Source organism: Streptomyces sp. CA-181903 (assembly GCF_050937075.1).
Classification (GTDB): domain Bacteria; phylum Actinomycetota; class Actinomycetes; order Streptomycetales; family Streptomycetaceae; genus Streptomyces.
Map to the genome: position 1 here is coordinate 4,997,927 of NZ_JBNJLY010000001.1, position 25,800 is coordinate 5,023,726.

General features: G+C 70.9%; 24 protein-coding genes and 1 riboswitch. Of the genes, 10 read left to right on the plus strand and 14 right to left on the minus strand.

Annotated elements, in window-relative coordinates; genetic code table 11:
• Positions 1-9 precede the first annotated feature (9 nt).
• The 4 genes from ACQEVS_RS22440 to ACQEVS_RS22455 all read right to left on the minus strand — a co-directional run bounded on the left by ACQEVS_RS22440 (position 10) and on the right by ACQEVS_RS22455 (position 6,063).
• On the minus strand, positions 10-1,032 hold the full coding sequence (locus ACQEVS_RS22440; protein WP_433023063.1) for a ribonucleotide-diphosphate reductase subunit beta: 1,023 nt from the start codon (positions 1,030-1,032) through the stop codon (positions 10-12).
• Complete coding sequence (locus ACQEVS_RS22445) at positions 1,023-3,428, minus strand: ribonucleoside-diphosphate reductase subunit alpha (RefSeq protein WP_433023065.1); 2,406 nt, start codon at positions 3,426-3,428, stop codon at positions 1,023-1,025. The genes ACQEVS_RS22440 and ACQEVS_RS22445 overlap by 10 nt, the downstream gene beginning before the upstream one ends.
• Before the next feature lie 173 nt (positions 3,429-3,601).
• A riboswitch (adenosylcobalamin-variant (AdoCbl-variant) riboswitch) is annotated at positions 3,602-3,702 on the minus strand.
• Positions 3,703-4,159: 457 nt separating this feature from the next.
• Positions 4,160-5,785 (minus strand): monocarboxylate uptake permease MctP, encoded by a 1,626-nt coding sequence (mctP, locus tag ACQEVS_RS22450; RefSeq protein WP_433023067.1) that lies wholly within the window; start codon positions 5,783-5,785, stop codon positions 4,160-4,162.
• The gene (locus tag ACQEVS_RS22455; RefSeq protein ID WP_433023069.1) at positions 5,782-6,063 is read right to left on the minus strand and encodes a DUF3311 domain-containing protein; all 282 of its coding nucleotides are present in this window, start codon (positions 6,061-6,063) and stop codon (positions 5,782-5,784) included. The genes mctP and ACQEVS_RS22455 overlap by 4 nt, the downstream gene beginning before the upstream one ends.
• Positions 6,064-6,307: 244 nt before the next feature.
• On the opposite strand from ACQEVS_RS22455, the gene ACQEVS_RS22460 reads away from it, so the two are divergent.
• Both ACQEVS_RS22460 and ACQEVS_RS22465 read left to right on the plus strand, forming a co-directional pair.
• Entirely contained in the window at positions 6,308-6,964 is a 657-nt protein-coding gene (locus tag ACQEVS_RS22460) for an HAD family hydrolase (protein ID WP_433023071.1), read from the plus strand.
• A 68-nt stretch (positions 6,965-7,032) separates the two neighbouring features.
• Entirely contained in the window at positions 7,033-7,407 is a 375-nt protein-coding gene (locus ACQEVS_RS22465) for a VOC family protein (protein WP_433023073.1), read from the plus strand.
• Positions 7,408-7,474: 67 nt separating this feature from the next.
• Here ACQEVS_RS22465 and ACQEVS_RS22470 read toward each other — a convergent pair whose 3' ends face one another.
• A complete protein-coding gene (locus ACQEVS_RS22470) occupies positions 7,475-8,665 on the minus strand; it encodes a radical SAM protein (RefSeq protein ID WP_433023075.1) in 1,191 nt (396 codons plus the stop codon).
• A 150-nt stretch (positions 8,666-8,815) separates the two neighbouring features.
• Entirely contained in the window at positions 8,816-9,586 is a 771-nt protein-coding gene (locus tag ACQEVS_RS22475) for a GntR family transcriptional regulator (protein WP_433027814.1), read from the minus strand.
• Between the two features lie 241 nt (positions 9,587-9,827).
• On the opposite strand from ACQEVS_RS22475, the gene ACQEVS_RS22480 reads away from it, so the two are divergent.
• The 4 genes from ACQEVS_RS22480 to ACQEVS_RS22495 all read left to right on the plus strand — a co-directional run bounded on the left by ACQEVS_RS22480 (position 9,828) and on the right by ACQEVS_RS22495 (position 14,715).
• Positions 9,828-11,105: an extracellular solute-binding protein gene (locus ACQEVS_RS22480; RefSeq protein ID WP_433023077.1), complete on the plus strand. Its 1,278-nt coding sequence runs from the start codon at positions 9,828-9,830 to the stop codon at positions 11,103-11,105.
• Positions 11,106-11,202: 97 nt separating this feature from the next.
• Positions 11,203-12,180 (plus strand): carbohydrate ABC transporter permease, encoded by a 978-nt coding sequence (locus ACQEVS_RS22485; RefSeq protein ID WP_433023079.1) that lies wholly within the window; start codon positions 11,203-11,205, stop codon positions 12,178-12,180.
• The gene (locus tag ACQEVS_RS22490) at positions 12,177-13,007 is read left to right on the plus strand and encodes a carbohydrate ABC transporter permease (RefSeq protein WP_433023081.1); all 831 of its coding nucleotides are present in this window, start codon (positions 12,177-12,179) and stop codon (positions 13,005-13,007) included. The genes ACQEVS_RS22485 and ACQEVS_RS22490 overlap by 4 nt, the downstream gene beginning before the upstream one ends.
• Before the next feature lie 10 nt (positions 13,008-13,017).
• Positions 13,018-14,715: a glycoside hydrolase family 3 protein gene (locus ACQEVS_RS22495; protein ID WP_433023083.1), complete on the plus strand. Its 1,698-nt coding sequence runs from the start codon at positions 13,018-13,020 to the stop codon at positions 14,713-14,715.
• Positions 14,716-15,001: 286 nt separating this feature from the next.
• Here ACQEVS_RS22495 and nagB read toward each other — a convergent pair whose 3' ends face one another.
• Together nagB and ACQEVS_RS22505 are read right to left on the minus strand one after the other, a co-directional pair.
• Positions 15,002-15,784, minus strand: a complete 783-nt coding sequence (nagB, locus tag ACQEVS_RS22500) for a glucosamine-6-phosphate deaminase (RefSeq protein WP_433023085.1) — start codon at positions 15,782-15,784, stop codon at positions 15,002-15,004.
• Between the two features lie 80 nt (positions 15,785-15,864).
• The gene (locus ACQEVS_RS22505; RefSeq protein ID WP_433023087.1) at positions 15,865-16,626 is read right to left on the minus strand and encodes an SDR family oxidoreductase; all 762 of its coding nucleotides are present in this window, start codon (positions 16,624-16,626) and stop codon (positions 15,865-15,867) included.
• Between the two features lie 82 nt (positions 16,627-16,708).
• On the opposite strand from ACQEVS_RS22505, the gene ACQEVS_RS22510 reads away from it, so the two are divergent.
• Together ACQEVS_RS22510 and ACQEVS_RS22515 are read left to right on the plus strand one after the other, a co-directional pair.
• Positions 16,709-17,326 carry a TetR/AcrR family transcriptional regulator gene (locus ACQEVS_RS22510; protein WP_433023089.1) on the plus strand — a complete coding sequence of 206 codons (618 nt, stop codon included), beginning with the start codon at positions 16,709-16,711 and terminating at the stop codon, positions 17,324-17,326.
• A 441-nt stretch (positions 17,327-17,767) separates the two neighbouring features.
• Entirely contained in the window at positions 17,768-19,237 is a 1,470-nt protein-coding gene (locus ACQEVS_RS22515; RefSeq protein ID WP_433027816.1) for a sensor histidine kinase, read from the plus strand.
• 175 nt (positions 19,238-19,412) lie between these two features.
• Here ACQEVS_RS22515 and ACQEVS_RS22520 read toward each other — a convergent pair whose 3' ends face one another.
• Both ACQEVS_RS22520 and ACQEVS_RS22525 read right to left on the minus strand, forming a co-directional pair.
• Complete coding sequence (locus ACQEVS_RS22520) at positions 19,413-19,670, minus strand: WhiB family transcriptional regulator (RefSeq protein ID WP_004937597.1); 258 nt, start codon at positions 19,668-19,670, stop codon at positions 19,413-19,415.
• A gap of 321 nt (positions 19,671-19,991) precedes the next feature.
• Positions 19,992-20,960: a diacylglycerol/lipid kinase family protein gene (locus tag ACQEVS_RS22525; protein WP_433023091.1), complete on the minus strand. Its 969-nt coding sequence runs from the start codon at positions 20,958-20,960 to the stop codon at positions 19,992-19,994.
• Positions 20,961-21,082: 122 nt separating this feature from the next.
• Between ACQEVS_RS22525 and ACQEVS_RS22530 the strand changes: the two genes are divergently transcribed.
• Positions 21,083-21,568 (plus strand): hypothetical protein, encoded by a 486-nt coding sequence (locus tag ACQEVS_RS22530; protein ID WP_433023092.1) that lies wholly within the window; start codon positions 21,083-21,085, stop codon positions 21,566-21,568.
• Between the two features lie 78 nt (positions 21,569-21,646).
• Here the strand turns inward: ACQEVS_RS22530 and ACQEVS_RS22535 are convergent, their stop codons facing one another.
• From ACQEVS_RS22535 to ACQEVS_RS22550, 4 genes are all read right to left on the minus strand, one after another.
• Complete coding sequence (locus ACQEVS_RS22535) at positions 21,647-22,570, minus strand: RNA polymerase sigma factor SigF (protein WP_433023093.1); 924 nt, start codon at positions 22,568-22,570, stop codon at positions 21,647-21,649.
• A 16-nt stretch (positions 22,571-22,586) separates the two neighbouring features.
• Positions 22,587-23,003 (minus strand): hypothetical protein, encoded by a 417-nt coding sequence (locus ACQEVS_RS22540; RefSeq protein ID WP_004937609.1) that lies wholly within the window; start codon positions 23,001-23,003, stop codon positions 22,587-22,589.
• A gap of 198 nt (positions 23,004-23,201) precedes the next feature.
• Positions 23,202-23,759, minus strand: coding sequence for an N-acetyltransferase family protein (locus tag ACQEVS_RS22545; protein WP_433023094.1), 558 nt, complete (start codon positions 23,757-23,759; stop codon positions 23,202-23,204).
• Between the two features lie 119 nt (positions 23,760-23,878).
• Positions 23,879-24,142 (minus strand): UBP-type zinc finger domain-containing protein, encoded by a 264-nt coding sequence (locus ACQEVS_RS22550; RefSeq protein WP_433023095.1) that lies wholly within the window; start codon positions 24,140-24,142, stop codon positions 23,879-23,881.
• A gap of 48 nt (positions 24,143-24,190) precedes the next feature.
• Here ACQEVS_RS22550 and ACQEVS_RS22555 point away from each other — a divergent pair, with 48 nt between their 5' ends.
• Complete coding sequence (locus tag ACQEVS_RS22555) at positions 24,191-25,792, plus strand: Na+/H+ antiporter (protein WP_433023097.1); 1,602 nt, start codon at positions 24,191-24,193, stop codon at positions 25,790-25,792.
• Positions 25,793-25,800: the final 8 nt, after the last annotated feature.

Consider the following 25,800-nt stretch of genomic DNA (forward strand, 5'->3'; position numbering starts at 1 on the left):
CGTGTCGGCTCAGAACTCGTCGTCGAACGCGACCGTGCCCTCGACCGCCACCTGGTACGCGGAGGCGCGGCGCTCGAAGAAGTTGGTCAGCTCCTGGACGTTCTGCAGCTCCATGAAGGAGAACGGGTTCTCCGAGCCGTAGACCGGGGCGAAGCCGAGGCGCTGGAGGCGCTGGTCGGCGACGCACTGGAGGTACTCGCGCATGGACTCGGTGTTCATGCCCGGCAGGCCCTCGCCGCACAGGTCGCGGCCGAACTGCAGCTCGGCCTCGACGGCCTCCTTCAGCATGTCGGTGACCTGCTGCTGGAGTTCGTCGTCGAAGAGGTCGGGCTCCTCCTGGCGGACGGTGTCCACGACCTCGAACGCGAAGTTCATGTGCATCGTCTCGTCACGGAACACCCAGTTGGTGCCGGTGGCGAGGCCGTGCAGCAGACCGCGCGAGCGGAACCAGTACACGTACGCGAACGCGCCGTAGAAGAACAGGCCCTCGATGCAGGCGGCGAAGCAGATCAGGTTGAGCAGGAAGCGGCGGCGGTCGGCCTTCGTCTCCAGCTTGTCGATCTTCTCGACCGAGTCCATCCACTTGAAGCAGAACTGGGCCTTCTCCCGGATGGACGGGATGTTCTCCACGGCCGCGAAGGCGGCGGCGCGGTCGTCCGGGTCGGGCAGATAGGTGTCCAGCAGCGTCAGGTAGAACTGGACGTGCACGGCCTCCTCGAAGAGCTGCCGCGACAGGTACAGCCGCGCCTCGGGGGAGTTGATGTGCTTGTACAGCGTCAGCACGAGGTTGTTGGCCACGATCGAGTCGCCGGTCGCGAAGAACGCGACGAGGCGGCCGATCATGTGCTGTTCGCCCGGGGAGAGCTTGGCCAGGTCGGCCACGTCGGAGTGGAGGTCGACCTCCTCCACGGTCCAGGTGTTTTTGATCGCGTCGCGGTAGCGGTCGTAGAAGTCCGGGTACCGCATGGGGCGCAGGGTCAGTTCGAAGCCCGGGTCAAGGAGATTCTTCTGTTCGTTGGACATTACTGGCATGCCTCGCAGGACTCGGGGTTTTCCAGGGAGCAGGCGATGGCGTCCGCGTCGGGCGCGGCCTGCTGGACGGGGACGGGGACGGTCGCGGCGGTGGAGCCGGCCGCGCGGGCGATCCGGGTGGCCGGACGCGAGCGCAGGTAGTACGTGGTCTTGATGCCCTGCTTCCAGGCGTACGCGTACATCGAGCTGAGCTTGCCGATGGTGGGCGAGGCCATGAACAGGTTGAGCGACTGGCTCTGGTCCAGGTACGGGGTGCGGGCCGCGGCCATGTCGATCAGGGCGCGCTGCGGGATCTCCCAGGCGGTGCGGTAGAGGTCGCGCACCTCCTGCGGGATCCAGTTCATGTCCTGGATCGAGCCGTTGGCGTCGGTCATCGCGTCGCGCGTGGTGCGGTCCCAGACGCCGAGCTTCTTCAGGTCCTCCACCAGGTAGGTGTTGACCTGGAGGAACTCACCGCTGAGCGTTTCGCGCTTGAACAGGTTCGAAACCTGCGGCTCGATGCACTCGTAGACGCCCGCGATGGACGCGATCGTCGCGGTCGGCGCGATGGCCAGCAGCAGCGAGTTGCGCATGCCGACGGAGGCGATCCGGGTACGCAGCGCGTCCCAGCGCCCGGCCCAGGTCGGCTCGGTGTTCGGGTAGTGGTCCGGGTGCAGCACGCCGCGCGCGGTGCGGGTCGCGGACCAGGCCGGGTGCGGGCCGTGCCGCTCGGCGAGGTCGGCGGACGCCTCGTACGCCGCGAGCATGATCCGCTCGGAGATCCGGGTGGACAGCGCCTTCGCCTCGGGGGAGTCGAAGGGCAGGCGCAGCCGGAAGAAGACGTCCTGAAGGCCCATCAGGCCCAGACCGACCGGGCGCCAGCGGGAGTTGGAGCTCCCCGCCTGCTCGGTCGGGTAGAAGTTGATGTCCACGACGCGGTCGAGGAAGGTGACGGCCGTACGGACCGTGCGGTCCAGCTTCTCCCAGTCCATCTCGCCGTCGGCGCCCAGATGCGCGGCCAGGTTGACGGAACCGAGGTTGCAGACGCGTCTCGCGTCGTTCGTGACCTCCAGGATCTCCGTGCAGAGGTTGGAGGAGTGGACGACCTGGCCGGGCTCGGCGGTCTGGTTGGCGGTGCGGTTGGCGGCGTCCTTGAACGTCATCCAGCCGTTGCCGGTCTGCGCGAGGGTGCGCATCATCCGGGCGTAGAGCACCCGCGCCGGGATGGACTTGACGGCCTTGCCCTCGGCCTCGTACTTCCGGTACGCGGCGTCGAACTCGTCGCCGTACAGGTCGACCAGGTCGGGGGTGTCGGCCGGGGAGAACAGCGACCAGTCGGCGTCCGCCTCGACCCGGCGCATGAACTCGTCCGGGATCCAGTGCGCGATGTTGAGGTTGTGCGTACGGCGGGCCTCTTCGCCGGTGTTGTCGCGGAGCTCCAGGAACTCCTCGATGTCCGCGTGCCAGGTCTCCAGGTAGACGCAGGCCGCGCCCTTGCGCCGGCCGCCCTGGTTGACGGCGGCGACGGAGGCGTCGAGCGTCCGCAGGAACGGCACGATGCCGTTGGAGTGCCCGTTGGTGCCGCGGATCAGCGAACCGCGCGAGCGGATGCGGGAGTAGGAGAGGCCGATGCCGCCCGCGTGCTTCGACAGCCGCGCGACCTGGTGGTACCGGTCGTAGATCGAGTCCAGCTCGTCCAGCGGCGAGTCCAGCAGGTAGCAGGACGACATCTGCGGGTGGCGCGTGCCGGAGTTGAAGAGCGTGGGGGAGGAGGGGAGGTACGAGAGCGTGCTGGTGAGGCGGTAGAGCTCGGCCACGTCCTCCAGGGCGCGGACGCTGTGGTCCTCGGCCAGGCCGCAGGCCACGCGCAGCAGGAAGTGCTGCGGCGTCTCGATCACGTTCCGGGTGATCGGGTGGCGGAGCAGGTAGCGGCTGTGCAGGGTGCGCAGGCCGAAGTAGCCGAAGCGGTCGTCGGCGCCGTCGGCGAGCGCGGCGTCCACCAGCGCGTCCAGCCGCTCGGCGTGCTCGCGCACGAACGCGGCGGTGTCGTCGGCGATCAGGCCCTCGCGGTGGCCGGTGGCGACGGACGCGGAGAAGGAGACCGCGCCCTGCCCGGCCGCCTCCTCGGCGATGGCGAGCGTGAGGAGCCGCGCGGCGAGCCGCGAGTACTGGGGCTCCTCGGAGATCAGCCCGGCCGCGGCCTCGGTGGCCAGCGAGCGCAGTTCGGCCTCGTCCGACCCGGGGTGCCGGCCGCGCAGCGCGGCGGCGGCGACCTTGCCGGGGTCGGTGGCGGGCAGATCGGCGGTGAGCTCCGTCAGGGTGCGCAGGAGCGCGGTCCCGGGGCCGCCGGTCGCTACCGTGTCCGCCTCGGGCACTGAAACCGGACCTGAAGCAGGTTCCGCGGGCGCGATCGTCACGTGTGGCTCTCCCTCGCTCGGCTGGGGGCCTCGGCGAGAGGGCAGGGGGGCGCGCACGCGCAGCCGACGGCGTACGGAAGCCGTACGAGGCGTGCGCGCGGGCGTCCACCGGCCCAACCCGCGAGGCCCGGACGTGTTCAGACGCCGTACCGGGCGGGCCCGGTGCTGGCGTGCTGCCGGCAGGTCCTCGGACTGCGGAACGGGCGGATTGGGCCCGTACGTACACCGTTGCGGGACAGTTCCGGATTTCCACCGGATTCCCCTGCGGCGACAGCGAGGACGAGCATACATCTAGTGCCGACGGTCGCGCGTGCCCCCACATGTTGTGTCGTCACGTCATGGAACGGTCGCGGAATGTGCTAACGGAGGGGGCCGGAGACAGGCGCGTTCACGGAAGTGATCCCCCGTCGCGCGGCGGCAGAAGGGACGGGCGGCCCGGCTTCACGAATGCGTAGGCGCGCCGTCGGCCCCCCTCCGCCGATGGGGAGGGGGGCCGGTGGGACGGAACCCGACGATCCACTTGGGTGGAACGGGAGATCGATCACAGGCGGCCCCTCGGAGCCGCTCCGGCGGGGTCCTTCCCCGGTCCGTGCCGGCAGGGAGGTCGGCCGCGTCGTGGGCCTGCCTCCGGCCGATGAGGCGGAGGCGCTGCGCCCGGCGGCGCGGCCCGGCCGGCCGCGGCCGCGGCGGGGCGTGAGGCCGACGGCCATGGCCTGCCGCCGGCCGGGGCGTCAGCGCCCGCCCGGCGCTCCCGCCGTCGCCGGGGGCAGTTCCACCTGGACACCCGGGTCGCCCGCGTCGGCCGTGTAGTCGGACGCCTTCGTCTCGTCCACGCCGTCCGGTGTGCCGAGCGCCTTGAACACAAAGGTCAGCACGACCGCGACGAGCACGTTCAGCGCGAAGGCCGTCAGCCCGATGTACCCCTTCTCCCCGATGAAGGGGATGAGGTTGGTGTTGCCGAAGTGGTCCTGCGTGGCGCTCGGGGTGTCGTAGGCGCGCCAGGTGCCGTAGATCATGCCCGTCGCCCAGCCCGCCAGCAGCGCCCAGCGGTGGAACCAGCGGGTGAAGAGGCCACCGACCAGGGCGGGGACGGTCTGGAGGATCCAGATGCCGCCCAGCAGCTGGAAGTTGATGGCGACCGTTTTGTCCATGGTGAGGACGAAGACGAGCGCGCCGACCTTCACCAGCAGGGACGCCAGCTTGGAGACCTTCGCCTCGTGCGCCGGCGAGGCGTCCGGCCGCAGGAAGTCCTTGTAGATGTTGCGGGTGAAGAGGTTGGCGGCGGCGATGGACATGATGGCCGCCGGGACCAGGGCGCCGATGCCGATCGCCGCGAAGGCGACGCCGGTGAACCAGTCCGGGAACATGTCCTCGAAGAGCTGCGGGATGGCCAGCTGGCCGTTCTTCACCTTGATCCCCGCCGCCACCGCCATGAAGCCGAGCATCGCCAGCAGCCCCAGCATCAGCGAGTACAACGGCAGGATGGTGGTGTTGCGGCGGATGACGTTGCGGTTCTTGCTGGAGAGCACCGCCGTCACCGAGTGCGGGTAGAGGAACAGCGCCATCGCCGAGCCGAGCGCCAGCGTCGCGTACGCCCACTGCGCGTCAGGCCCGGTCGCCAGGGCGCCGCGCGGCTTGCCCGTGTCCGGGTTCTTGACGGAGAACGCCTCGCCCGCCTTGGCGAAGATGTGGTCGAACCCGCCGAGCCGCATGGGGATGTAGATGATGGCGACCGCGATGACGATGTAGATCAGCGCGTCCTTGACGAACGCGATCAGGGCCGGGGCCCGCAGCCCCGACGAGTAGGTGTAGGCCGCCAGCACGCCGAAGGCGATGAGCAGCGGCAGGTCCTTCATGAACCAGTTGGAGCCGCCGCCGATCCCCATCACGTCCAGTACGGCCTGGATGCCGACGAGTTGCAGGGCGATGTAGGGCATCGTGGCGAGGATGCCGGTGAGGGCGAGCGCCAGCGACAGCCCCCGGGAGCCGAAGCGGCCCCGGACGAAGTCGGACGAGGTGACGTAGCCGTGCTTGTGCGATACCGACCACAGCCGCGGCAGGAAGGTGAAGACCAGCGGGTAGCAGAGGATCGTGTACGGCACGGCGAAGAACCCGGCCGCGCCGCCCGCGTAGACGGCCGCCGGCACGGCGACGAAGGTGTACGCCGTGTACAGGTCGCCGCCGAGCAGGAACCAGGTGATCCAGGTGCCGAACGAGCGCCCGCCCAGTCCCCACTCGTCGAGGCTGTCGGCGCTCTCGGCCCGCCGCCACTTCGCGGCGTAGAAGCCCATGACCGTGACGCCCAGGAAGAAGATGATGAAGACGGTGAGCGCGACACCGTTGACGCCGTCCTTCACGCCCGCCCACCCCGCTTCCGCTCCCGCTCCTGCCGGCGCACCAGCACGTACGCGACGGTCGTCAGCGCCGTCGAGATGAAGACCCAGAGCATCTGGTACCAGTAGAAGAACGGGATGCCGATGAACGCGGGCTTCAGCCGGGCGTAGGAGTCGACCCAGAGCATCGCGCCGAACGGCAGGGCGAGGCAGACGCCCGCGACGACCATCGGAAGGGTCACGACCGGCTTGCGGCGGGCGTCGTCGGCGGAGGGTGGTGCGGAAGCGGGTGGTTCGGACATGCGACGGCTCCGTCCCCGTGCGGTCGGCGGCATGGCGCGACGGTCGCGGCGCGATTCCCTCGCGGTGCGATCATTCGCGTAATGCGCACGAAATCTAGGTGAGGGAGCCTCCGGTCGTCACCCCCTGTCCGGATATCGGTATGGCAACATCAACTTCCCTGGTGTGCCGGGGCGCTGGGCGTGCGCCCCGGGCGCCCCGACCGCGGCCGGGCGCGCCCCTGGCCTCGCGCATAGGCTGAAAGGCATGTGCGACAAGCCCTTTGACCTCGTCATCTTCGACTGCGACGGCGTTCTGGTGGACAGCGAGCGGATCTGTGTCCGCGTGGAGGCGGAGTACCTGGCCGAGTTGGGAGCCCCGTTCACCGAGGCGGAGATCGTGGAGCGGTTCGTGGGATCCCCGGCGGAGATCATGCGGGCGGCGGTCGCGGAACGCCTCGGCCGGCCGCTGCCCGTCGACTGGTGGAAGCCGTACGAGCAGCGCTACGTGGACGCTTTCACCGCCGAGTTGACGGCCGTGGCGGGCGTCGCCGAGACGCTGGGGGAGCTGGACGTCCCCTTCTGCGTCGCCTCCAACGGCGATCACGGCGCCATCCGGCAGAACCTGCGGCTCACCGGTCTCCACGGCCTCTTCGAGGAGGGGCGGATCTTCAGCGCCGAGGACGTGGCGTACGGCAAGCCCGCCCCCGACCTCTTCCTGTACGCCGCCCGGACCCTGGGCGCCGACCCGGCCCGGTGCGCCGTCGTCGAGGACAGCCGGTACGGCGTCCGGGCCGCCCGCGCGGCGGGGATGCGGTCCTTCGGCTATGCCGGCGGACTGACGCCCGCCGCCTGGCTGGAGGGGCCCGGCACGGTCGTCTTCGACGACATGCGGAAGCTGCCCGCGCTGCTCGCCGGCGGCTGAGCCGCCGGGCAACACGGCGCCGGGGCACGGTCCTTGTCGCGGTCCGTGGTGTCTGCAATGATCACGTGATGCTGAGCATCGGATCGGTGGTCCTTGGTGTCGACGACATGGAGCGGGCCGTGGGGTTCTGGACCCGGGCCCTCGGACACGTGCCGCGCGACGGCGCGGTCGACGCGTCGTTCACCGTCCTGGCGCCCGCCGCCGGCCGCGCCGGCGTTCAACTCGCGCTGATGCGCAGCGAGACGGCGGCCGATCGGTACCCGCGCGTCCACTTGGACCTGTACGCCGCCGACGCGGCCGAGCAGGCGGCGGAGGTGGAGCGGCTGCTGGGGCTCGGGGCCGAGCGGGTCGACTGGGACCGCTATCCGGAGGACCCGGACTTCGTCGTTCTGGCGGATCCGGAGGGGAATCGCTTCTGCGTGATCGACACGAGTCGCGACTGATCCTTCGGGCCTCATCCTTCGGTTGTTATCCGTTGGGCCTCATTCGTCGGCCCTCATCCGTCGGGCCTCAGAGGAAGTCGGCGTGCAGCGCGGACGGCACCTCGGCCGCGTACGCCCCCAGCGCGTCGTCCAAGGCGATGCGCCCGCTGGACAGCAGCTCCAACAGCTCGTTCTGCGGCCGGTAGTAGCAGGTTCCGCACAGCGCGGTGGTCCGCGGGTCCGTGGCCTGCCAGGCGGCCCGGGCGGCGCCGTCCAGGACGTCCGGCCAGCCGTCGGCGGCGACGTCGCCGAGGTCGTAGCGGGGGTCGGGGCTCACCTGGGGGCAGGGGTGGAGGTGTCCGCGGGCGTCGACGGCCGCGGTGAAGCGGCTGTAGTGGCAGCGGTCGAAGCGGGCCCGACGGCCGTCGCCGTTCGGGACGCTGCCGGCGGGGCGCGGCAGCCGGACCTCGAACGCGTCGTCCGCCAGCAGGGCGGCCCGGCGCAGGGCCGGCGCGACGCCCGCCCGGTCGTCGTACGGGCCGGAGTGCGAGCCGGTGTCGAAGCGTATGTAGTGGGCACCCGACTCGCGCGCCGCGTGGGCCGCCGCCACGATCTCCTCGCGGTTGCGTTCGTCGATCAGGTAGTGGAAGCCGATGCGGAAGTCCGGGTCGATGGCGGACTGCCGCAGGTTTCCGACGTCGTCGAGGAGCGACGCCAGCGTCGTCCGGCCGGAACCGGAGCCGCCGGCCCGGAAGCCGGCCTCGGTGCCCGCCGGGAGTGTGACGCGCACCCAGGTGTGGGTGGAGGCCACGCACTCGGCCGTGTCCGGGCGGCCGAGCCGGCTGCCGTCGGTGACCAGCCCGAGGCGGAGCCCGGCCTCGTGTCCCGCGTCGCAGACGGTCGGATATCCGGGGTGGCGGGTGGTTTCGCGGGTGCCGCGGAAGGTCACCGCCCGGCCGCCGGAGGCCGCGAATCCGCGGAGCAGGGAGGCGGCCTCCGCCGTCGGGAGGATGATTTCCGCGGGGGAATTCCCCGCGGCCGGTCCGACGGTGTCCGTTCCACCGCGGCTTTCCGGCCGGGAAATCGCGGAAGTGCCCGTGATGTCGAGCCGGACGTGCACCGGGCGGATTTCCCGGCCTTCGACGAAGCGGCGCAGCAACTCGCCGTGGGCCAGGACTTTCCGCGGGGAATGCGCCGGTTCGAGGCCCTGCGCGGGAGGCCGGCGGCCGTCGTGCCGAGCGGTTCCGTCGTGGTTCCGCACGCCCGCGGTGTCGTCCATGATCGTCCTCTCGCGAGGCAGCGGTCGGGCGCCGGTGACACTATGAGCCGCCGTGATGACCGTCAATAGGAATGGACCATGGGGGACCGTTCCCGTGGAATCGCCCTCGCCGCCCTTCCCGGAAGGCCGGACGATTCCACGGCACGCGTCCTATTCCGACGCGGGCCGCCGCAATCGCGCGACGAACTTGTAGCGGTCCCCGCGGTAGACCGAACGCACCCACTCCACCGGCGCGCCGTCCGCGTCCAGCGAGTGGCGGGAGAGCAGCAGCATGGGGAGGCCCACGTCGGTGCCGAGCAGCCCGGCCTCGCGCGGGGTGGCGAGCGAGGTCTCGATGGTCTCCTCGGCCTCGGCCAGGTGTACGCCGTAGACCTCGGCGAGCGCCGTGTACAGCGAGGTGTACTTGACGAGGTTGCGGCGCAGCGCGGGGAAGCGCTTGGCGGAGAGGTGGGTGGTCTCGATGGCCATGGGCTCGCCACTGGCCAGCCGCAGCCGTTCGATGCGCAGCACCCGGCCGCCGGGGGAGATGTCGAGCAGGCCGGCGAGGCGGTCGTCCGCCGTGACGTAGCCGATGTCGAGGAGTTGGGAGGTGGGTTCGAGGCCCTGCGCCTTCATGTCCTCCGTGTAGGAGGTGAGTTGCAGCGCCTGGGAGACCTTGGGCTTGGCGACGAAGGTGCCTTTGCCCTGGATGCGTTCCAGGCGGCCCTCGACGACCAGTTCCTGGAGGGCCTGGCGCACGGTGGTGCGCGAGGTGTCGAACTCCGCGGCGAGGGTGCGTTCGGGTGGCACCGGCGTGCCGGGGGGCAAGGTTTCGGTCATCTCCAGCAGATGACGTTTGAGCCGGTAGTACTTGGGAACGCGGGCCGTTCGCACACCGCCGGCGGTGCTGCCGTTCTCCGCTGTCCCGCCCTCGGTCGCCATGGCGTGCCTTCCCGACTCCGATCCTGCTGCCGTCACCGGCTCCTCCGTCTATCGCGGTCACATGGTGGCACGGGCAGTGCCCGAGGGGACCGGAGACGCCCAGGTCGGCCCTCAGGTGTCGGTCCGGTAACGGAGCCGACAGCGACTCTTATACACCCTTGACACCCCAAAAGGTCTAGGCCAAGCTGCGGGCACTGGTCTAAACCATTAAAGACCACTTTTCGGTCCTGAGGAGAGTGCTGTGAAGCGTGGGCTCATAGCGGCGACGGGTGTCGCGGCCTTGTTGGTGAGTGTGGCTGCTTGTGGGTCCGACGGCGGCGACAAGGACTCCGGTTCCGGGTCCGGTGACTCCAAGGGCAAGACCCTCACCGTCTGGTTCATGGACGGCTCGAACCCGCCCAAGTGGACCGAGGCCGTGAAGTCCGAGTTCGAGCAGAAGACCGGCGCCAAGCTGGATGTCCAGGTCCAGAAGTGGGACAACATCCAGCAGAAGCTCACCACCGCGCTCTCCGAGTCGACGCCGCCCGACGTCTTCGAGATCGGCAACACCCAGACGCCCTCCTACGCCGCGACCGGCGGCCTCGCCGACCTCTCCGACCTGAAGAAGGAGATCGGCAAGGACTGGACCGACTCCCTCAACAAGCCGTCGGTGTTCGAGGGGACGCAGTACGCGGCGCCCTGGTGGGCCGCCAACCGCGTCGTCATCTACAACAAGAAGGTCTGGGCAGACGCCGGCGTCAAGGACGTTCCCAAGACCCGCGCCGACCTCTTCAAGGCGTTCGAGGCCATCCAGAAGAAGGGCGACGCCGAGCCCCTCTACCTGCCCGGCCAGAACTGGTACTTCTTCGACGGCCTGACCATCGGCGCCGGCGCCGACCTGGTGAAGAAGGACGGCAACAAGTACGTCTCCAACCTCGCCGACCCCAAGGTCGGCAAGGCCATGGACGTCTACAAGCAGTACCAGGCGTTCAGCAAGGCGCCGAAGGACAAGGACGAGGCCACCCCGCAGCAGGCCGACGTCTTCGCCAAGGGCAAGACCGGCGCCTTCATCGGCATGGGCTGGGAGGCCAAGACCGCGATCAAGGCGAACCCGGCGATCGAGAAGGACCTCGGCTTCTTCACCATCCCCGGCGAGACCGCCGACAAGCCCGAGGGCGTCTTCCTCGGCGGCTCCAACCTCGCGATCGCCGAGCGGAGCAAGAAGAAGGACCTCGCCGAGGAGTTCCTGAAGATCGCGCTGTCCGACAAGAACGAGGGCGCGCTCGCCCAGGAGGTCGGCTCGATCCCCAACAAGGAGTCGCTGCTCTCCCAGGTGAAGGGCAACGCGGCCGGCGAGGCCGCGGCCCCGGCGGCCAAGGGCGGCGGCACCACCCCGCTGATCCCCGAGTGGGCGGCGGTCGAGAACGCCCCCAACCCGATCAAGGCGTACATGACCGCCGTTCTCAACGGCAAGTCGCCCGAGGACGCGGCCAAGCAGGTCGAGGGCGAGATGAACAAGCGCCTCAGCCAGAAGCAGTGACCCGCGCGGGCGGGCGGGGCGCGGGCCGGACACCGGCCGGCGCCCCGCCCGCCCCGCACCACGCACCACCGTTGTACAGGGGAGAAGGCGGACGACGATGTCAGCGCAGACCGAAGAGGCGGCGGCCCGGCCCGCCTCCCCGACCGGCAAGGGCGGCGCACCGCCGGCGCCCGGGGCGCCCAAGCGGGCGGGCAGGTCGGTCCCTTACCTGCTGATCCTGCCCGCGGCCGTCTTCACGGTGCTGCTGCTCGGCTGGATCATGGTGCAGAACGGCCTGCTGTCGTTCCAGAACCTCAACCGGCGGCAGCTCATCCGGCGCACCACCGAGTGGATCGGCATCGACAACTACTCGGACACGCTGGGGAGCGAGGAGTTCTGGCGGGTCACCCTCCGGTCCGTCGTCTTCACCGCGGCCAACGTCACCCTGGTCATGGTCGTCGGCTGTCTGATCGGTCTGCTGCTCGCCCGGCTCGGCAAGCGGACGCGGCTGCTGCTCTCCCTCGGCCTGGTGCTCGCCTGGGCCATGCCCGTTGTCGCGGCCACCACGGTCTTCCAGTGGCTGTTCGCCCAGCGGTTCGGCGTCGTCAACTACGTGCTGGACAAGCTCGGCTGGCACTCCATGGCCGAGTACAACTGGACCGGCGGGCAGTTCTCCACCTTCTTCGTGATCACCGTGCTGATCGTGTGGCAGTCCGTGCCCTTCGTCGCGATCAACCTCTACGCGGCGACGACCACGATCCCCAAGGAGCTCTACGAGGCCGCCGCGCTCGACGGCGCCGGCGTGTGGAAGCGGTTCACCTCGGTGACCTTCCCCTTCCTCAAGCCGTTCTTCTACGCCACGACGTTCCTCGAAGTCATCTGGATCTTCAAGTCGTTCACCCAGGTCTTCGTCATCAACGAGGGCGGCCCGGACCGCCTCACCGAGACCCTGCCGGTGTACGCCTTCGTCGAGGGCATGAACAACCAGCACTTCGGCATGGGCGCCGCGATCTCCATCCTGACCATCGTCATCCTGCTCGCCCTGACCGCCTACTACCTGCGCCTGGTGCTCAAGCAAGAGGAGGACGAGCTGTGAAGCGCTCCCTGATCGGCCGCGTCTGGCCGGGGGCGACGGCGGTCGTCCTGTTCCTCGGCTTCGTCTTCCCCGTCTACTGGATGTTCGCCACGGCCTTCAAGGCCAACAAGGACATCGTCGGCGACGCCCCGGTCTGGTTCCCCACCAGCCCGACCCTCGAACACTTCAAGAAGGCCGTGGACGCCGAGGGCTTCTGGACCTTCGTCGCCAACTCCTTCATCACCACGAGCGTCGCCGTCGCGCTGTCGCTGGTGATCGCGCTGCTGGCCTCCTTCGCCATCGCCCGGATGCGCTTCCGCGGCCGGCGGAGCTTCATCCTGGTGATGATGATGGCCCAGATGGCGCCCTGGGAGGTCATGGTCATCGCGTACTACATGATCGTGCGCGACGCCGACATGCTGAACAGCCTGCCGCCGCTCATCGCCGTCTACACCCTCATGGTGCTGCCCTTCACCGTCCTGACGCTCCGCGGCTATGTCGCCGCCGTGCCCAAGGAACTGGAGGAGTCCGCCATGGTCGACGGCTGCACCCGCGCCCAGGCGTTCCGCCGGGTGATCTTCCCGCTGCTGGCCCCCGGCCTGATGGCCACCTCCCTCTTCGGCTTCATCACCGTGTGGAACGAGTTCCCCTACGTGCTCATCCTGAGCAAGGACCCCTCCGCGCAGACGCTGCCGCTCTGGCTCACCGGTTTCCGGACCACCTTCGGCGACGACTGGGGCGCCACCATGGCCGCCTCCTCCCTCTTCGCCGTCCCCATCCTCATCCTGTTCGTCTTCCTGCAGCGCAGGGCCGTCGGAGGACTGACCTCCGGCGCGGTGAAGGGCTAGCACTGCACTCATGGACACGCTGACCCGAGACGCGCTCACCGTTCTCCAGCCCGGCTTCACCGGGACCACCCCGCCCGACTGGCTGCTGCGCCGGCTCGGCGAAGGACTCGCCGCCGTCGGCCTGTTCGGCCGCAACGTCGCCACGCCGGAACAACTCGCCGCCCTCACCGCCCGGCTGCGCGCCGAGCGTGACGACGTGCTCGTCGCGATCGACGAGGAGGGCGGCGACGTCACCCGCCTGGAGGTCCGCACCGGCTCCTCCTTCCCCGGCAACCTCGCGCTCGGCGCGGTCGACGACCCGGACCTGACCCGGGCCGTCGCCCGCGAACTGGGCCGCCGGCTCGCCGAGTGCGGGATCAACCTCAACTGGGCTCCCTCCGCCGACGTCAACTCCGACCCCGACAACCCCGTCATCGGCGTACGGTCCTTCGGCGCCGACCCGGACCTCGTCGCCCGGCACACCGCCGCCTACGTCGAGGGTCTCCAGGCGGCGGGCGTGGCCGCCTGCACCAAGCACTTCCCCGGCCACGGCGACACCTCCGTCGACTCCCACGACGACATGCCCCGGGTGGGCGTCGACCTGCCGACGCTCCGGGCCCGCGACCTGCCGCCCTTCCACGCGGCCGTCGCGGCCGGTTCCAAGGCCGTGATGAGCGCCCACATCCTGCTGCCCGCCCTCGACCCCCGGCTGCCGGCCACCCTCAGCCCCGACGTCCTGCACGGCCTGCTCCGGGCCCCCGTCGAGCGCGGCGGCCTCGGCTTCGACGGCCTGATCGTCACCGACGGCATCGAGATGCGGGCGATCTCCGCCGCCTGGGGCCTCGAACGCGGCGGCGTCCTGGCCCTGGCGGCCGGCTGCGACGCCATCTGCGTCGGCGGCGGACACTCCGACGAGGACACCGTCCTGCGGCTGCGCGACGCCATCGTCGACGCCGTCCGCTCGGGGGAACTCCCCGAGGAGCGGCTCTCCGACGCCGCCGCCCGCGTCCGTGCACTCGCCCGCTGGGCGTCGAAGGCGGGGGAGGGCGCGCGGGAGGGGAGCGCGCCCACCCCCGATATCGGCCTCACCGCCGCCCGCCGCGCCCTGCGCGTCACCACCCCGACCGACCCCGACGGCACACCCGGGCCGAACGGCTCGCACGGCGGTCGGACTTACGGCGGCTTGGCCCGCGGCGGTTCGGTCCAGGGCGGCTCGGACCATGACGGTCCGGTCCAGGGCGGCTCGATTCATGACGGTCCGGTCCACGGCGGTTCGGTCCATGGCGGTCCGGTCCACGGCGGTCCGGTCCACGACGGTCCGGTCCACGGCGGTTCGATCCATGACGGTCCGGTCCACGTGGCCGCGTACACCCCGTCGGCCAACTTCGCCGTGGGTGACGAGACCCCCTGGGGCATCGCCGCCGACCTGGGCCGCCTGCTCCCGGGTACCACGACCGGCAGCTACGGTCCGGACACCGCGGGCGCCGACGCCGTCTTGCGGGACGCCGCCGGGCGCCCGGTCGTCGCCGTGGTACGGGACGTCCACCGCCACCCGTGGATGGCCACCGCCCTCGCCGCCCTGGTCGCCGCCCGACCCGACACCGTCGTGGTCGAGATGGGCCTGCCCCAGGCCCCGCCGACCGGCGCCCTGCACATCGCCACCCACGGCGCGGCCCGCGTATGCGGCACGGCCGCGGCCGAGGCCATCGCGGGCCGCACCACCGGCTGAGGCGGGCCGGCTCGCCGTCTCGGACCGGCCGGGTCGACCGGCCGGTCCTCCCGGCACCGGTTCCTGCCGTGGCCGCCGGGCCGGGATGGCCGACCGGCCATCCTGGCTACCGGGCTGGCGCAGGTCCCACCCCGGGCGTGCCCGCTCTACCGGCCGGGCAGCCGACCTCCAGGCCAGGGCGGCCGCTGGTCGTCGCGAGTCCGCCGGTGGGCGTGGCCTTCCGGGTCGGGGACACCTCCCCGGGCGGCGGAGCCGGCCCGAGCGCGGCCGCCGCCCGGCGTCGGCCTTACAGTCCCTGCCAGCTCGGCTTCGCCGCGTACGTCGCGCGGAAGTAGTCGGCGAGCCGGAGCTGCGAGGCGGCCGCCTCGTCGACGACCACGGTCGCGTGCGGGTGCAGCTGGAGCGCGGACGCCGGCACCAGCGCGGACACCGGGCCTTCCACGGACCGGGCCACCGCCTCCGCCTTGCCCGCCCCGGTGGCCAGCAGTACCAGGTGCCGCGCCTCCAGGATGGTGCCGATGCCCTGGGTGATGACGTGGTGGGGGACCTCGTCGATGCTGTCGAAGAACCGGGCGTTGTCCTGCCGGGTCTGCTGGGTCAGCGTCTTGATCCGGGTGCGGGAGGCGAGGGACGAACACGGCTCGTTGAACCCGATGTGCCCGTCGGTGCCGATGCCGAGCAGCTGGAGGTCCACACCGCCCGCCTCGGACAGCGCGCGGTCGTACGCGTCGCACGCCCCCTGGACGTCCTCGGCGGTGCCGTCCGGGCCCATGAACGAGGACACGGTCAGCCCGAGCGGCTCCACCACCTGGCGGAGCACCGTCGACCGGTACGACTCCGGGTGGTCGGCGGGCAGCCCGACGTACTCGTCCAACTGGCAGATGCGGGCGCGCGAGGCGTCCAGGGAACCGGAGCGGACCATGTCCGCAAGGGCGTCGTAGACGGGCAGCGGCGTCGAGCCGGTGGCAACGCCGAGCAGAGCGTCGGGCTTGCGGCTCAGCAGGGCGGCGATGGCCTTCGCGATGAGAGCGCCGCCTGCCTTGGCGTCCGGGACGATGACAACTTCCACGCTGGGCCTGCCGATCTTGGGATTGGGGTGGTATAGACCAATCTAACAGAGCCCGGCTCGTGGAAGCTGCTGCCCGCGCGCTACAGCAGGGAACCACCCGCCGCGTCGATCCACTGCCCTGTTACCCACCGCCCCTCGGCCGAGGCCAGAAAGCCCACGACATCGGCTACGTCCTGCGGCTCCCCGACTCGCCGCAGTGGCGACGCCGCCACTATCGCCTCCCGGTTCGCCCGGTTCTCGTCGCCCCGCAGCCAGCCGGCGTTCATGTCCGTGTCGATCACTCCGGGGGCCACCGTGTTGACGGTGATGCCACGCGGGCCGACCTCCTTGGCCAGGGTCATGGTGAAGACATCAAGGGCGCCCTTGGTCATCGCGTAGGCGATGAGCTCCGGCATCATCAGTCGTCGGGACAGCCCGGTCGACACGTTCACGATCCGGCCGCCGTCCCGCATCCGCTCCAGTCCGAGCTTGGTGATAAAGAAGGGAGCCTTGGCGTTGAGGGCGAAGACGTCGTCGAACTCCTCCGGCATCGTCTCCCCGATCGGCTTGCGCGTCCCGTCGGTTCCGGCGTTGTTGACCAGGACGTCCACCCCGTCTGCCTGCTCGTCGTACGCCGCCCACAGCGCCTCCGCATCGCCCGGCACGCCGAGCCGCGCCCGCACGGGGAAGGCGGAACCGCCCGCGGCCGTGATCGCAGCGACCGTCTCCGCGGCCGCCCGCTCGTCCCGTCCGTAGTGCACGGCGACCCGGGCGCCGTCCCGTGCCAGCCGTTCGGAGATCGCCCTGCCGATGCCCCGGCTGCCACCCGTGACCAGTGCCGTCCTGCCCTTGAGCGCGCCCATGGGAGCCGCCCCCTCTTTCTCTAGGGATCGTTACAGAAAGAAGGTAGCAGAGATTCTTGAGTGGGCGCTATAAAATTCCGGCATGGCGACGAAACAGCGCGGCCGTCCCCGGTCCTTCGACCGGGCCACGGCTCTGGAGCAGGCGATCATGGCCTTCTGGGAGCACGGCTACGAGGCCACGTCCATCGCGGACCTCACGCGCAGCATGGGCATCGGCGCCCCCAGCCTCTACGCCGCGTTCGGCGACAAGAAGGCCCTGTTCAGCGCGGCTGTCGAGGAGTACGGCCACACGTACGGCGCCTTCCTCGGCCGTGCTCTCGACGAGGAGCCGACCGCGCGCCGGGGGGTCGCGCGGATACTGCGCGAGGCCGCCGCCGAGTACACCACCCCCGGCCGCCCGCCCGGCTGCCTGGTCATCTCGGCCGCCACCAACGCGACGGAGGCGTCGGCGGACGTGGTGGCGGCCCTGCGTGAGCAGCGGGAGGCGAACGTACGCGCCATGGAGCAGGCCATCGAGGCCGACAAGACCGTCGGGGAGTTGCCCCCGGACACCGACTCGCGCGCCCTCGCCCGGTTCGCGGCCGTCGTCATGCAGGGCATGTCGCAGCAGGCGTGCGACGGCGCGAGCCGCGAGGAACTCGAAGCGGTGGCGGAGCTGGCCCTCCGAGCCTGGCCGGGCGGGAGTCCGGCCGACCGCTGACGAGGCGGGGCGCGTCCGGGAACGGATGCCCGGAGAGGGGGGACGCGAATGCGCCACGGGCCGCGGCGCCTGGCGGGGACCCTCGACCCCGCCGGCACCGCAGCCCGGAGCTGATATCGGCCGGACCGGACACCGTGGGGTGTGCGGGCCCCACGTCCGGAGCGGCCGACCGGAGGCCATGGCGCGGTCAGGGCAGAGAGCGCCGGGCCTCGTGCCGCCCTCCTGTGCGGGGAGGGCGGGGCTTTACCTGTTCATTGTGGACTAGACCATTCGCCCCTGTCCATGCCCGCGCGCCGGAACTCCGCGTGTCCCGGCGGCGAATCACCGGTGTCGTGCCACGCGGGGACGGACCTTTCCGCCGTCGGCCCGGTGCGCCTTCACTTCCGCACCGGGCCGCTCCACCGGGCCGCAAAAGGAATTAGGCTCACAGCCGTGCCCTCCATGAACGATCTCGTACGCCAGCACACCGCCCTCGACGGCTCCGATCTCGAATGGCTCCACCTGCTGGTCTCGGAGTGGCAGTTGCTCTCCGACCTCTCCTTCGCCGACCTCGTCCTGTGGATTCCCACGCTCGACGGCACCCGGTACGTCTCGGTCGCCCAGATGCGCCCCAACACCGGCCCCACCTCGTACCAGGACGACATGGTGGGCCACCTCGTCCCGCGTGGACGCCGGCCCATGCTCGACGCGGCGCTCGACGAGGGGCGGATCGTGCGCGAGGGCGATCCGGAGTGGCGCGAAGAGGTGCCGGTCCGAGTGGAGTCCATCCCGGTCCGCCGCGAGGGGCGCGTCCTGGGCGTCATCGCCCGGAACACCAACCTGCTCACCGTGCGGACGCCGAGCCGGCTGGAGCTCACCTACCTCCAGAGCGCGTCGGACCTCGCCCAGATGATCGCTGCCGGAACGTTCCCCTTCCCCGGGCAACAAGTCGACATGGACGCCTCCCCGCGCGCCGGCGACGGCCTGGTCCGGCTGGACGCGGACGGCGTCGTCCAGTACGCCAGCCCGAACGCGCTCTCCGCCTACCACCGGCTCGGCCTCGCCGCCGATCTCGTCGGGCATCATCTGGGCGAGACCACCGCTCAGTTGGCGCCTTCGCGCGGTCCGGTGGACGAGGGGCTGGCCAAACTCGCCAGCGGCTGGGCGCCGCGCGAGTTCGAGGTCGAGGCCAACGGCGGCGTCATCCAGCTGCGGGTCATCCCGCTCAAACCCAAGGGCACGCACATCGGTTCGCTCGTCCTCCTCCGGGACGTCACCGAACTGCGCCGCCGCGAGCGAGAGTTGATCACCAAGGACGCCACCATCCGGGAGATCCACCACCGGGTGAAGAACAACCTCCAGACCGTCGCCGCCCTGCTGCGGCTCCAGGCCCGCCGCATCGGCTCGGCGGAGGGACGCGAGGCGCTGGAGGAGGCCGTACGCCGGGTCGGCTCGATCGCGATCGTCCACGAGACGCTCTCGCAGAACCTCGACGAACGGGTCGAATTCGACGAGATCGCCGACCGGGTGCTCGCGATGGTCGCCGAGATCTCGCCGGGGCGCGTCCACACCCGCAGGACCGGGCGGTTCGGGGTGCTCGACGCGGAGGTCGCGACTCCGCTCTCCATGGTCCTGACCGAGTTGCTGCAGAACGCCCTGGAGCACGGATTCGGCCCGGGGGAGCAGGGGACGGTCGAGGTGACGGCGGTGCGCGGGGGCACGCGGACCGACGCCCGGCTACTGATCTCGGTCCAGGACGACGGGCGCGGGCTGCCCGAGGGATTCGACCCGCACCAGGCCGGGAACCTCGGCCTCCAGATCGTCCGCACCCTGGTCGAGGGCGAGCTCGGCGGCGGGTTCGACATGGTGCCGGCCTCCGGGCGGGGCACCCGGGTCGTCCTCGACCTCCCCGTCCGGCCGGAAAAGCCCTGATCAGGCCGGTTCCGTAGGGCGCCGGCGCGGCATCGGCCCGCGCCGCGTCCGGCACAGCACTGAGCCCCGGACCGTGGCCGGTCCGGGGCTCAAAGCTTCACTGTGCGGTGCTGGTGGGCGCCCCCGATACGTCAGGGGCACTGCGCGCTGCGGCTCGGGGGCCGAGGGGGCTTCGTCAGGCGGTCGCGTTGCGAGCCCGGTTGCGGGCGGCGCGGCGCTTCATCGCGCGGCGCTCGTCCTCGCTGAGGCCACCCCAGACGCCGGAGTCCTGGCCGGACTCGAGCGCCCACTGCAGGCACTGCTCCATCACGGGGCAGCGGCGGCAGACGGCCTTGGCTTCCTCGATCTGCAGCAGCGCAGGACCGGTGTTGCCGATGGGGAAGAACAGCTCGGGGTCTTCCTCGCGGCAAACGGCGTTGTGACGCCAGTCCATGGCTGCTCCATCTCCTCGTTATTGCGGCTACGTGGCTTGTGAATGTGAACGCTTTCACGAATCCCCCCGCAACGGAAGGGCCGTTACCCAGTCGAGACTGGCTGCGGTCCAGGAAAGAGAGAGGGGGTTCGGGCAATCCGGGGAAGCCGAGATGAGCGGCTGTCCCGATCGCCATGAAGAGACTCGCAAACCTCGGCGGCGGACACAACCCCTTCTGGAAAGTTTTTTTTGATTCCTCGGTGTCAGCTAGGTCACAGCCGTACTTCCAGGGGGTGGAACCCAGGCTAAACGTTCGAGTGGAAGGACTTTAGGCCCTCGCACTCACACAATCACACGCAGTGCACGGCGAACGCCTGTGAACGTCACGCTCGTACGCAACCCGAGGTGGTCACCGTCCATCTGAAACGGGAGTGGAGCCTGCGAATGCAAGGTGAAGGAACTCTGGTCATGGAGTGACACAGCGTGTCTGCCCTCGGGTCCGCGCTCCGGTGTCGACGTCAACAGCCGGGTGATGTGGCGGCCGGCCGTGAGCGTCGAGAGCCGGGTGAGTCCCAGCACGTCAAGGCCGGTGTCGAAGGATGCGCGGGGCAGCGCGTAGATCGGCCGGTTGCCGAAGTACGTCCACGGCGACGTGTTGCAGATTATCGACATGACGAGATTCGCGAGTGGCTCCTCGCCAGGCCGTTCGAGGGTGATCGTCCCGTGCCGGCGGTTGGGTTCGCCGGCGAACTGACGCATGAACTGTCGCACGTACAGGGAGTGCGTCGAACGTTTGCCGCGCTCCCGCTGCTGCTCCACCCGGCCGACGACACCGGCGTCGAAACCGAGGCCGGCGCAGAAGGTGAACCAGCGACCGGGCGCCCCCTCGTCCTCGCTGCCCGGGGTGCCGGCCGCGTGCCCCAGGCCGATGATCCGCTCGTCGCCGTCGCGCAGCGCCTCCAGCAGGGCACCCGCGGCCTCGACGGGATCGTTCGGCAGCCCCAGCGCGCGGGCGAACACATTGGTGGAGCCGCCGGGCACCACGGCCAGGCGCGGCAGGCGCTCCGGGTCGGGGCCGTGGTGCAGCAGACCGTTGACGACCTCGTTGACCGTTCCGTCCCCGCCCAGCGCGACCACCAGCTCGGTGTTCCCGCTCTCCGCGGCGGCCCGCGCCAGGTCCCGCGCGTGCCCCCGGTACTCGGTGGTGGCGACCTCGAGCTTGAGGTCGCTGGCGAGCGCGTGCACCAGGACATCGCGCGTACGGGCACTGGTGGTGGTGGCCGAAGGGTTGACCACGAGAAGCGCACGCATGCGCGCCAGCCTACCTACCTGTCGGTACACGACCCACCTCAGGTCTCGCCGTCCCGGCCCTCCGCGTCGCCGGATCGCCCGGGGCGCGACCGGTCGGGACGGGGCGGGGCTACCCTGCTGGGGTGAGCAGCAAGCAGTCCGCGTCGAAGTCCGCCCGTAAGAGCGCCGCCCCCGAGCGCGGCGGAAGCAAGGCACCCGACGTCCCGGAGCCGGCCGGCCCGCGGCCCGCCCGGCTGACGGCCGCCGCCGCGCTGGCCGGCCTGGAGGGACTGGCCCTGCTGATCGGCGGGCTGTACATCCTGGTCATGGGGCTGCTCGGGAAGCCGGACAGCCCGCGGCAGGCGGTGACGGGCGGGGCGACCATGGTCGCGCTGGCCCTGTTGCCGCTGGCGGCGGCCCGCGGCCTGCTGCTGCGCCGCCGCTGGAGCCGGGGGCCCGCGCTCATCACCCAGCTCGTGGCGTTCCCCGTCGCCTGGTCGCTGATCAACGGCGGCGGCGGTCTGATCGCCGCGGGCGTGGTGCTGGCGCTCGCCGCCGTGGTCACCCTGGGACTGCTGGTGAACCCGACGGCCACCGAGGCGCTGGGAATCGGCCCGCGGGAGTCCTGAACCGCGGGCCCCGAGCGGGCCGCGGCGCCCGGGGGCGCCGGGCCTGATCTCCCCGGCGGCCGCTTCACGAGGAGGCGGCTACTCCTCGACGAGCAGCCGCTCGCGGAGCTGGGCGAGGGTGCGGGCGAGCAGTCGTGAGACGTGCATCTGGGAGATGCCGACCTCCTGGGCGATCTGCGACTGTGTCATGTTGCCGAAGAACCGCAGCAGAAGGATCTTCTTCTCGCGGGGCGGCAGGTCCTCCAGCAGGGGCTTGAGGGACTCGCGGTACTCGACACCCTCCAGTGCCTCGTCCTCCACGCCGAGGGTGTCGGCGACGGCGGGCGACTCGTCGTCCGTGTCCGGCACGTCGAGGGAGAGCGTGCTGTACGCGTTGGCCGACTCCAGGCCCTCCAGCACCTCCTCCTCCGAGATGCCGAGGTGTTCGGCCAGTTCGTGGACCGTGGGCGCGCGGCCGTGCCGCTGGGAGAGCTCCGCGGTGGCGGTGGTCAGCGACAGCCGCAGCTCCTGGAGCCGGCGCGGCACCCGGACCGCCCATCCCTTGTCCCGGAAGTGGCGCTTGATCTCGCCGACGACCGTGGGGGTGGCGTAGGTGGAGAACTCCACGCCCCGGTCCGGATCGAAGCGGTCCACGGACTTGATCAGACCGATGGTGGCGACCTGGGTCAGGTCGTCGAGCGGCTCGCCGCGGTTGCGGAACCGCCGCGCCAGATGCTCCACCAGCGGCAGATGCATCCGCACCAGGTGATTGCGCAGCTCCGCCCGCTCCGGCGAGCCGTCGGGAAGCGACCGCAACCGGGTGAACAGGGCGCGCGCGCCGCTGCGATCCTGCGGCTGGGAGAGCGACCGCCGCTGCTGGTCCTGCTGATCCATGTGGTCCGCCCGCTCCGGTCGGTCACTCGCCTCGTCCGGCTCCAGAGCCGCCGCGCTCCCCGGATGGTGCCGGGCGGACTGATGCGGGATGGCCGGGGTGCGTACTTCCCGCGACGATGCAGTACTCACGGAGCCCCCTCTTCCGTCACGGCTGCCCGGGGCCGGCGCCGCGCTTCTTGTGCAGGCTGATGCTGACCGTGCGGTCGTCCGCGACGGTGGAATCCACCTCGCCGGCCAGGGCGGAGAGCACCGTCCAGGCGAAGGTGTCGCGCTCGGGTGCGCGGCCGTCCGTCGTGGGTGCGGAGACCGTCACCCGGAGCGCGTCGCCGACGAGGCGGAAGACGCAGCTCAGTACGGAGCCGGGCACGGCCTGTTGCAGGAGGATCGCGCACGCCTCGTCCACGGCGATGCGCAGATCCTCGATTTCGTCGAGGGTGAAGTCCAGTCGGGCCGCGAGACCGGCTGTCGCCGTCCGCAGGACCGACAAGTAGGCACCCGCAGCGGGCAGCCGGACTTCCACGAAGTCCTGGGTCGCCCCGGACTCGCCTGCGATGGGGGACACCCTCACCTCCAAGGTGACACAAGCTTCTTGAGCTTTGACGGGCGTCGGCCGTGCACCCTCCGGGAGAGGATGGCACAAGGCCGCCGCGGCACATTTCCGGCTGCGACGCTATCGCGATCTGGAGGTCCGCGCCGCAGGCCCACGACTGTCACTCATGGTAAACCCATGAGCACGGAAAGTGGCTAGGGGCTTGCGGTCTCAAATCGAAAGAGAAGTCGCCCTGTTGGGATTTTCGTCACTCTGCGCGAGTGCCGCAAGGGCGTGGAGCGGTTCGCCCGATATCCGGTGCACCGTCCATTCGTCCATGGGCTCCGCACCGAGTGACGCGTAGAAGCGGATCGACGGTTCGTTCCAGTCCAGTACTGACCATTCGAAACGCTGGTAGCCGCGCTCCACGCAGATGCGGGCCAGTTCGGCGAGCAACGCCCGGCCGTGCCCGCCGCCCCGCGCCGCGGGCCGCACGTACAGGTCCTCCAGATAAACACCGTGCGTGCCCGTCCAGGTGGAGAAGTTGCGGAACCACAGCGCGAAACCCACCGGTTCGCCCGCCGGGGCCGCGCTGCCCTCCGTAACCCCCGCTTCGGGGCCGTCACTCTCCGCTATCAAAGCGAAGACCGCGGGGTGCGCTCCGAACAGCGCCTCACGCAGCTGATCCTCGGTCGCCCGTGCGGAGTCCAGCGCCCTTTCGTACGCCGCGAGTTCACGAATCATCGCGTGGAGGACGGGAACGTCGGCGGGCGTCGCGGATCGGATCATGCCTGCATGCTAGCGGGCGGCACCGACAGCGCTCCGGGCGCCGACCCGGCTCCGGGGCGGAAAGTCAGGGACGCGTCCGGGTCGGATCAGGGGGACGTTCGAATGGCCGCCGGGGAGGATCAGGGCAGCAGGCGCCGGTCGACGTAACACCAGCGCCAGGACTCGCCCGGCTCGAAGCTGCGCATCACCGCGTGGCCGGTCTCCTCGTAGTGGGTGGTGGCGTGCCGGTGCGGCGACGAGTCGCAGCACCCCACGTGCCCGCACACCAGGCACAAGCGGAGCTGGACGGGGTGGCTGCCGGCCGCCGCGCACTCGGGGCAGGTCTCGCTCAGCGGGACGGGCTCGGGGCGCGGCAGCCGGGCGCAGTGCGGGCACTCGATCATGATGGCCAGATTAGAAGGTGAGGACGGCATGGACATGGGTGGGCACCGATGGATGTGATGCCACTGCTGGTGCTGGTGGCCGGGAGCGCCGCCGTCGCGGGCGCCGCCCGCAGGACGCCCGTGTCCGCACCCCTGCTGCTGGTCGCGGCGGGACTCGCCGCGTCGTACCTGCCGGGCGTGCCCGACTACACCCTCGACCCGGACATCGTGCTGCCGTTGGTGCTGCCACCGCTGCTGCACACCGCCGCGCTCGACAGCTCGTACCTCGACCTGCGCGCCAACGCCCGCCCGGTGGCGCTGCTCTCGGTCGGCTATGTGCTCTTCGCCGCGCTCGCCGTCGGTTGTACCGCTTTCATGGTGGTGCCCGGCCTGCCCTTGACGGCGGCGCTCGTCCTCGGCGCCGTCGTGGCGCCGCCCGACGCGGTCGCCGCGTCCGCCATCGCCCGGCGGCTGGGGCTGCCGTCGCGCATCACCACGATCCTCCAGGGCGAGTCCCTGGTGAACGACGCCACCGCCATCACCGCGTACAAGGTGGCGCTGGCCGCCGCGGTCGGCGAGGGCGCCACCTGGGCGGGCGGACTGCGGGAGTTCGCGGTGGCGTCGCTGGGCGGCGTCGGGGTGGGCCTGGTTCTCATGGTGCCGCTGCACTGGCTGCGGAAGCGGCTGCGGGACCCGCTGCTGCAGAACACCCTCTCCCTCCTCATCCCCTTCGCCGCCTACACCGCCGCCGAACAGGTGGAGGCGTCCGGTGTGCTCGCGGTCGTGGTGGTCGGCCTCTACCTCGGACACCGCTCATGGCAGGTGGACTTCGCCACCCGGCTCCAGGAGGCGGCCGTGTGGAAAATGGTCGCCTTCGTCCTGGAGTCCGCCGTCTTCGCCCTGATCGGCCTTCAACTCCGGCTGGTGGTCGGCGGGGTGGGGGAGTACGGGACGGGCGAGGCGGCCTGGTACGCCCTCGCCGTCTTCCTCGCCGTGGTCCTCGCCCGCTTCCTCTGGGTCTACCCGGCCACGTTCCTGCCCCGGCTGCTGTCCTCGCGGATCCGCGAACGGGAACGGGAGACCACCGCCCGCGGCACCTTCGTCGTGGGCTGGGCGGGGATGCGCGGGGTCGTCTCGCTGGCCATCGCCTTCTCGATCCCCGTCACCACCCACGACGGACACGCCTTCCCGGCGCGCGACCTGGTGCTGTTCCTCACCTTCACCACGGTGATCGGCACCCTTGTGGTGCAGGGCCTCACCCTGCCCCCGCTCATCCGCGCGCTGCGGCTGCCGGGCCGCGATCCGCGGTCCGCGACGCTCGCCGAGGCGCAGGCCCAGAGCGAGGCGTCCACCGCGGCGGAGCGCCGGCTCGACGAACTCCTCGCCGACGACCGCAACGCCCTGCCCCAGCCGCTCGCCGACCGGCTGCGCGCCGTCCTGGAGCGCCGCCGCAACGCGGTGTGGGAACGGCTCGGCGCCGTGCACGAGACCACCGGGGAGTCGGCGGACGACACCTACCGGCGATTGACCCGGGAGGTCATCGAGGCCGAGCGCGAGGTCTTCGTGGCCCTGCGGGACGCGCGGCGGATCGACGACGAGATGCTGCGGACGCTGTTGCGGCGGCTGGACCTGGAGGAGGCCGCGGCGTACCGGGAGGAGGCGGCGGAATGAACGGCGCG

Coding starts and splice junctions, on each gene's coding strand:
- ACQEVS_RS22460 (WP_433023071.1), top strand. CDS start 6,308: ATGTGCGACAAGCCCTTTGACCTCGTCATCTTCGACTGCGACGGCGTT.
- ACQEVS_RS22455 (WP_433023069.1), bottom strand. CDS start 6,063: ATGTCCGAACCACCCGCTTCCGCACCACCCTCCGCCGACGACGCCCGC.
- ACQEVS_RS22440 (WP_433023063.1), bottom strand. CDS start 1,032: ATGCCAGTAATGTCCAACGAACAGAAGAATCTCCTTGACCCGGGCTTC.
- ACQEVS_RS22515 (WP_433027816.1), top strand. CDS start 17,768: ATGAACGATCTCGTACGCCAGCACACCGCCCTCGACGGCTCCGATCTC.
- ACQEVS_RS22510 (WP_433023089.1), top strand. CDS start 16,709: ATGGCGACGAAACAGCGCGGCCGTCCCCGGTCCTTCGACCGGGCCACG.
- ACQEVS_RS22505 (WP_433023087.1), bottom strand. CDS start 16,626: ATGGGCGCGCTCAAGGGCAGGACGGCACTGGTCACGGGTGGCAGCCGG.
- ACQEVS_RS22475 (WP_433027814.1), bottom strand. CDS start 9,586: ATGGCGACCGAGGGCGGGACAGCGGAGAACGGCAGCACCGCCGGCGGT.
- ACQEVS_RS22520 (WP_004937597.1), bottom strand. CDS start 19,670: ATGGACTGGCGTCACAACGCCGTTTGCCGCGAGGAAGACCCCGAGCTG.
- ACQEVS_RS22495 (WP_433023083.1), top strand. CDS start 13,018: ATGGACACGCTGACCCGAGACGCGCTCACCGTTCTCCAGCCCGGCTTC.
- ACQEVS_RS22470 (WP_433023075.1), bottom strand. CDS start 8,665: ATGGACGACACCGCGGGCGTGCGGAACCACGACGGAACCGCTCGGCAC.
- ACQEVS_RS22545 (WP_433023094.1), bottom strand. CDS start 23,759: ATGATCCGATCCGCGACGCCCGCCGACGTTCCCGTCCTCCACGCGATG.
- ACQEVS_RS22555 (WP_433023097.1), top strand. CDS start 24,191: ATGGATGTGATGCCACTGCTGGTGCTGGTGGCCGGGAGCGCCGCCGTC.
- ACQEVS_RS22485 (WP_433023079.1), top strand. CDS start 11,203: ATGTCAGCGCAGACCGAAGAGGCGGCGGCCCGGCCCGCCTCCCCGACC.
- ACQEVS_RS22465 (WP_433023073.1), top strand. CDS start 7,033: ATGCTGAGCATCGGATCGGTGGTCCTTGGTGTCGACGACATGGAGCGG.
- ACQEVS_RS22525 (WP_433023091.1), bottom strand. CDS start 20,960: ATGCGTGCGCTTCTCGTGGTCAACCCTTCGGCCACCACCACCAGTGCC.
- ACQEVS_RS22550 (WP_433023095.1), bottom strand. CDS start 24,142: ATGATCGAGTGCCCGCACTGCGCCCGGCTGCCGCGCCCCGAGCCCGTC.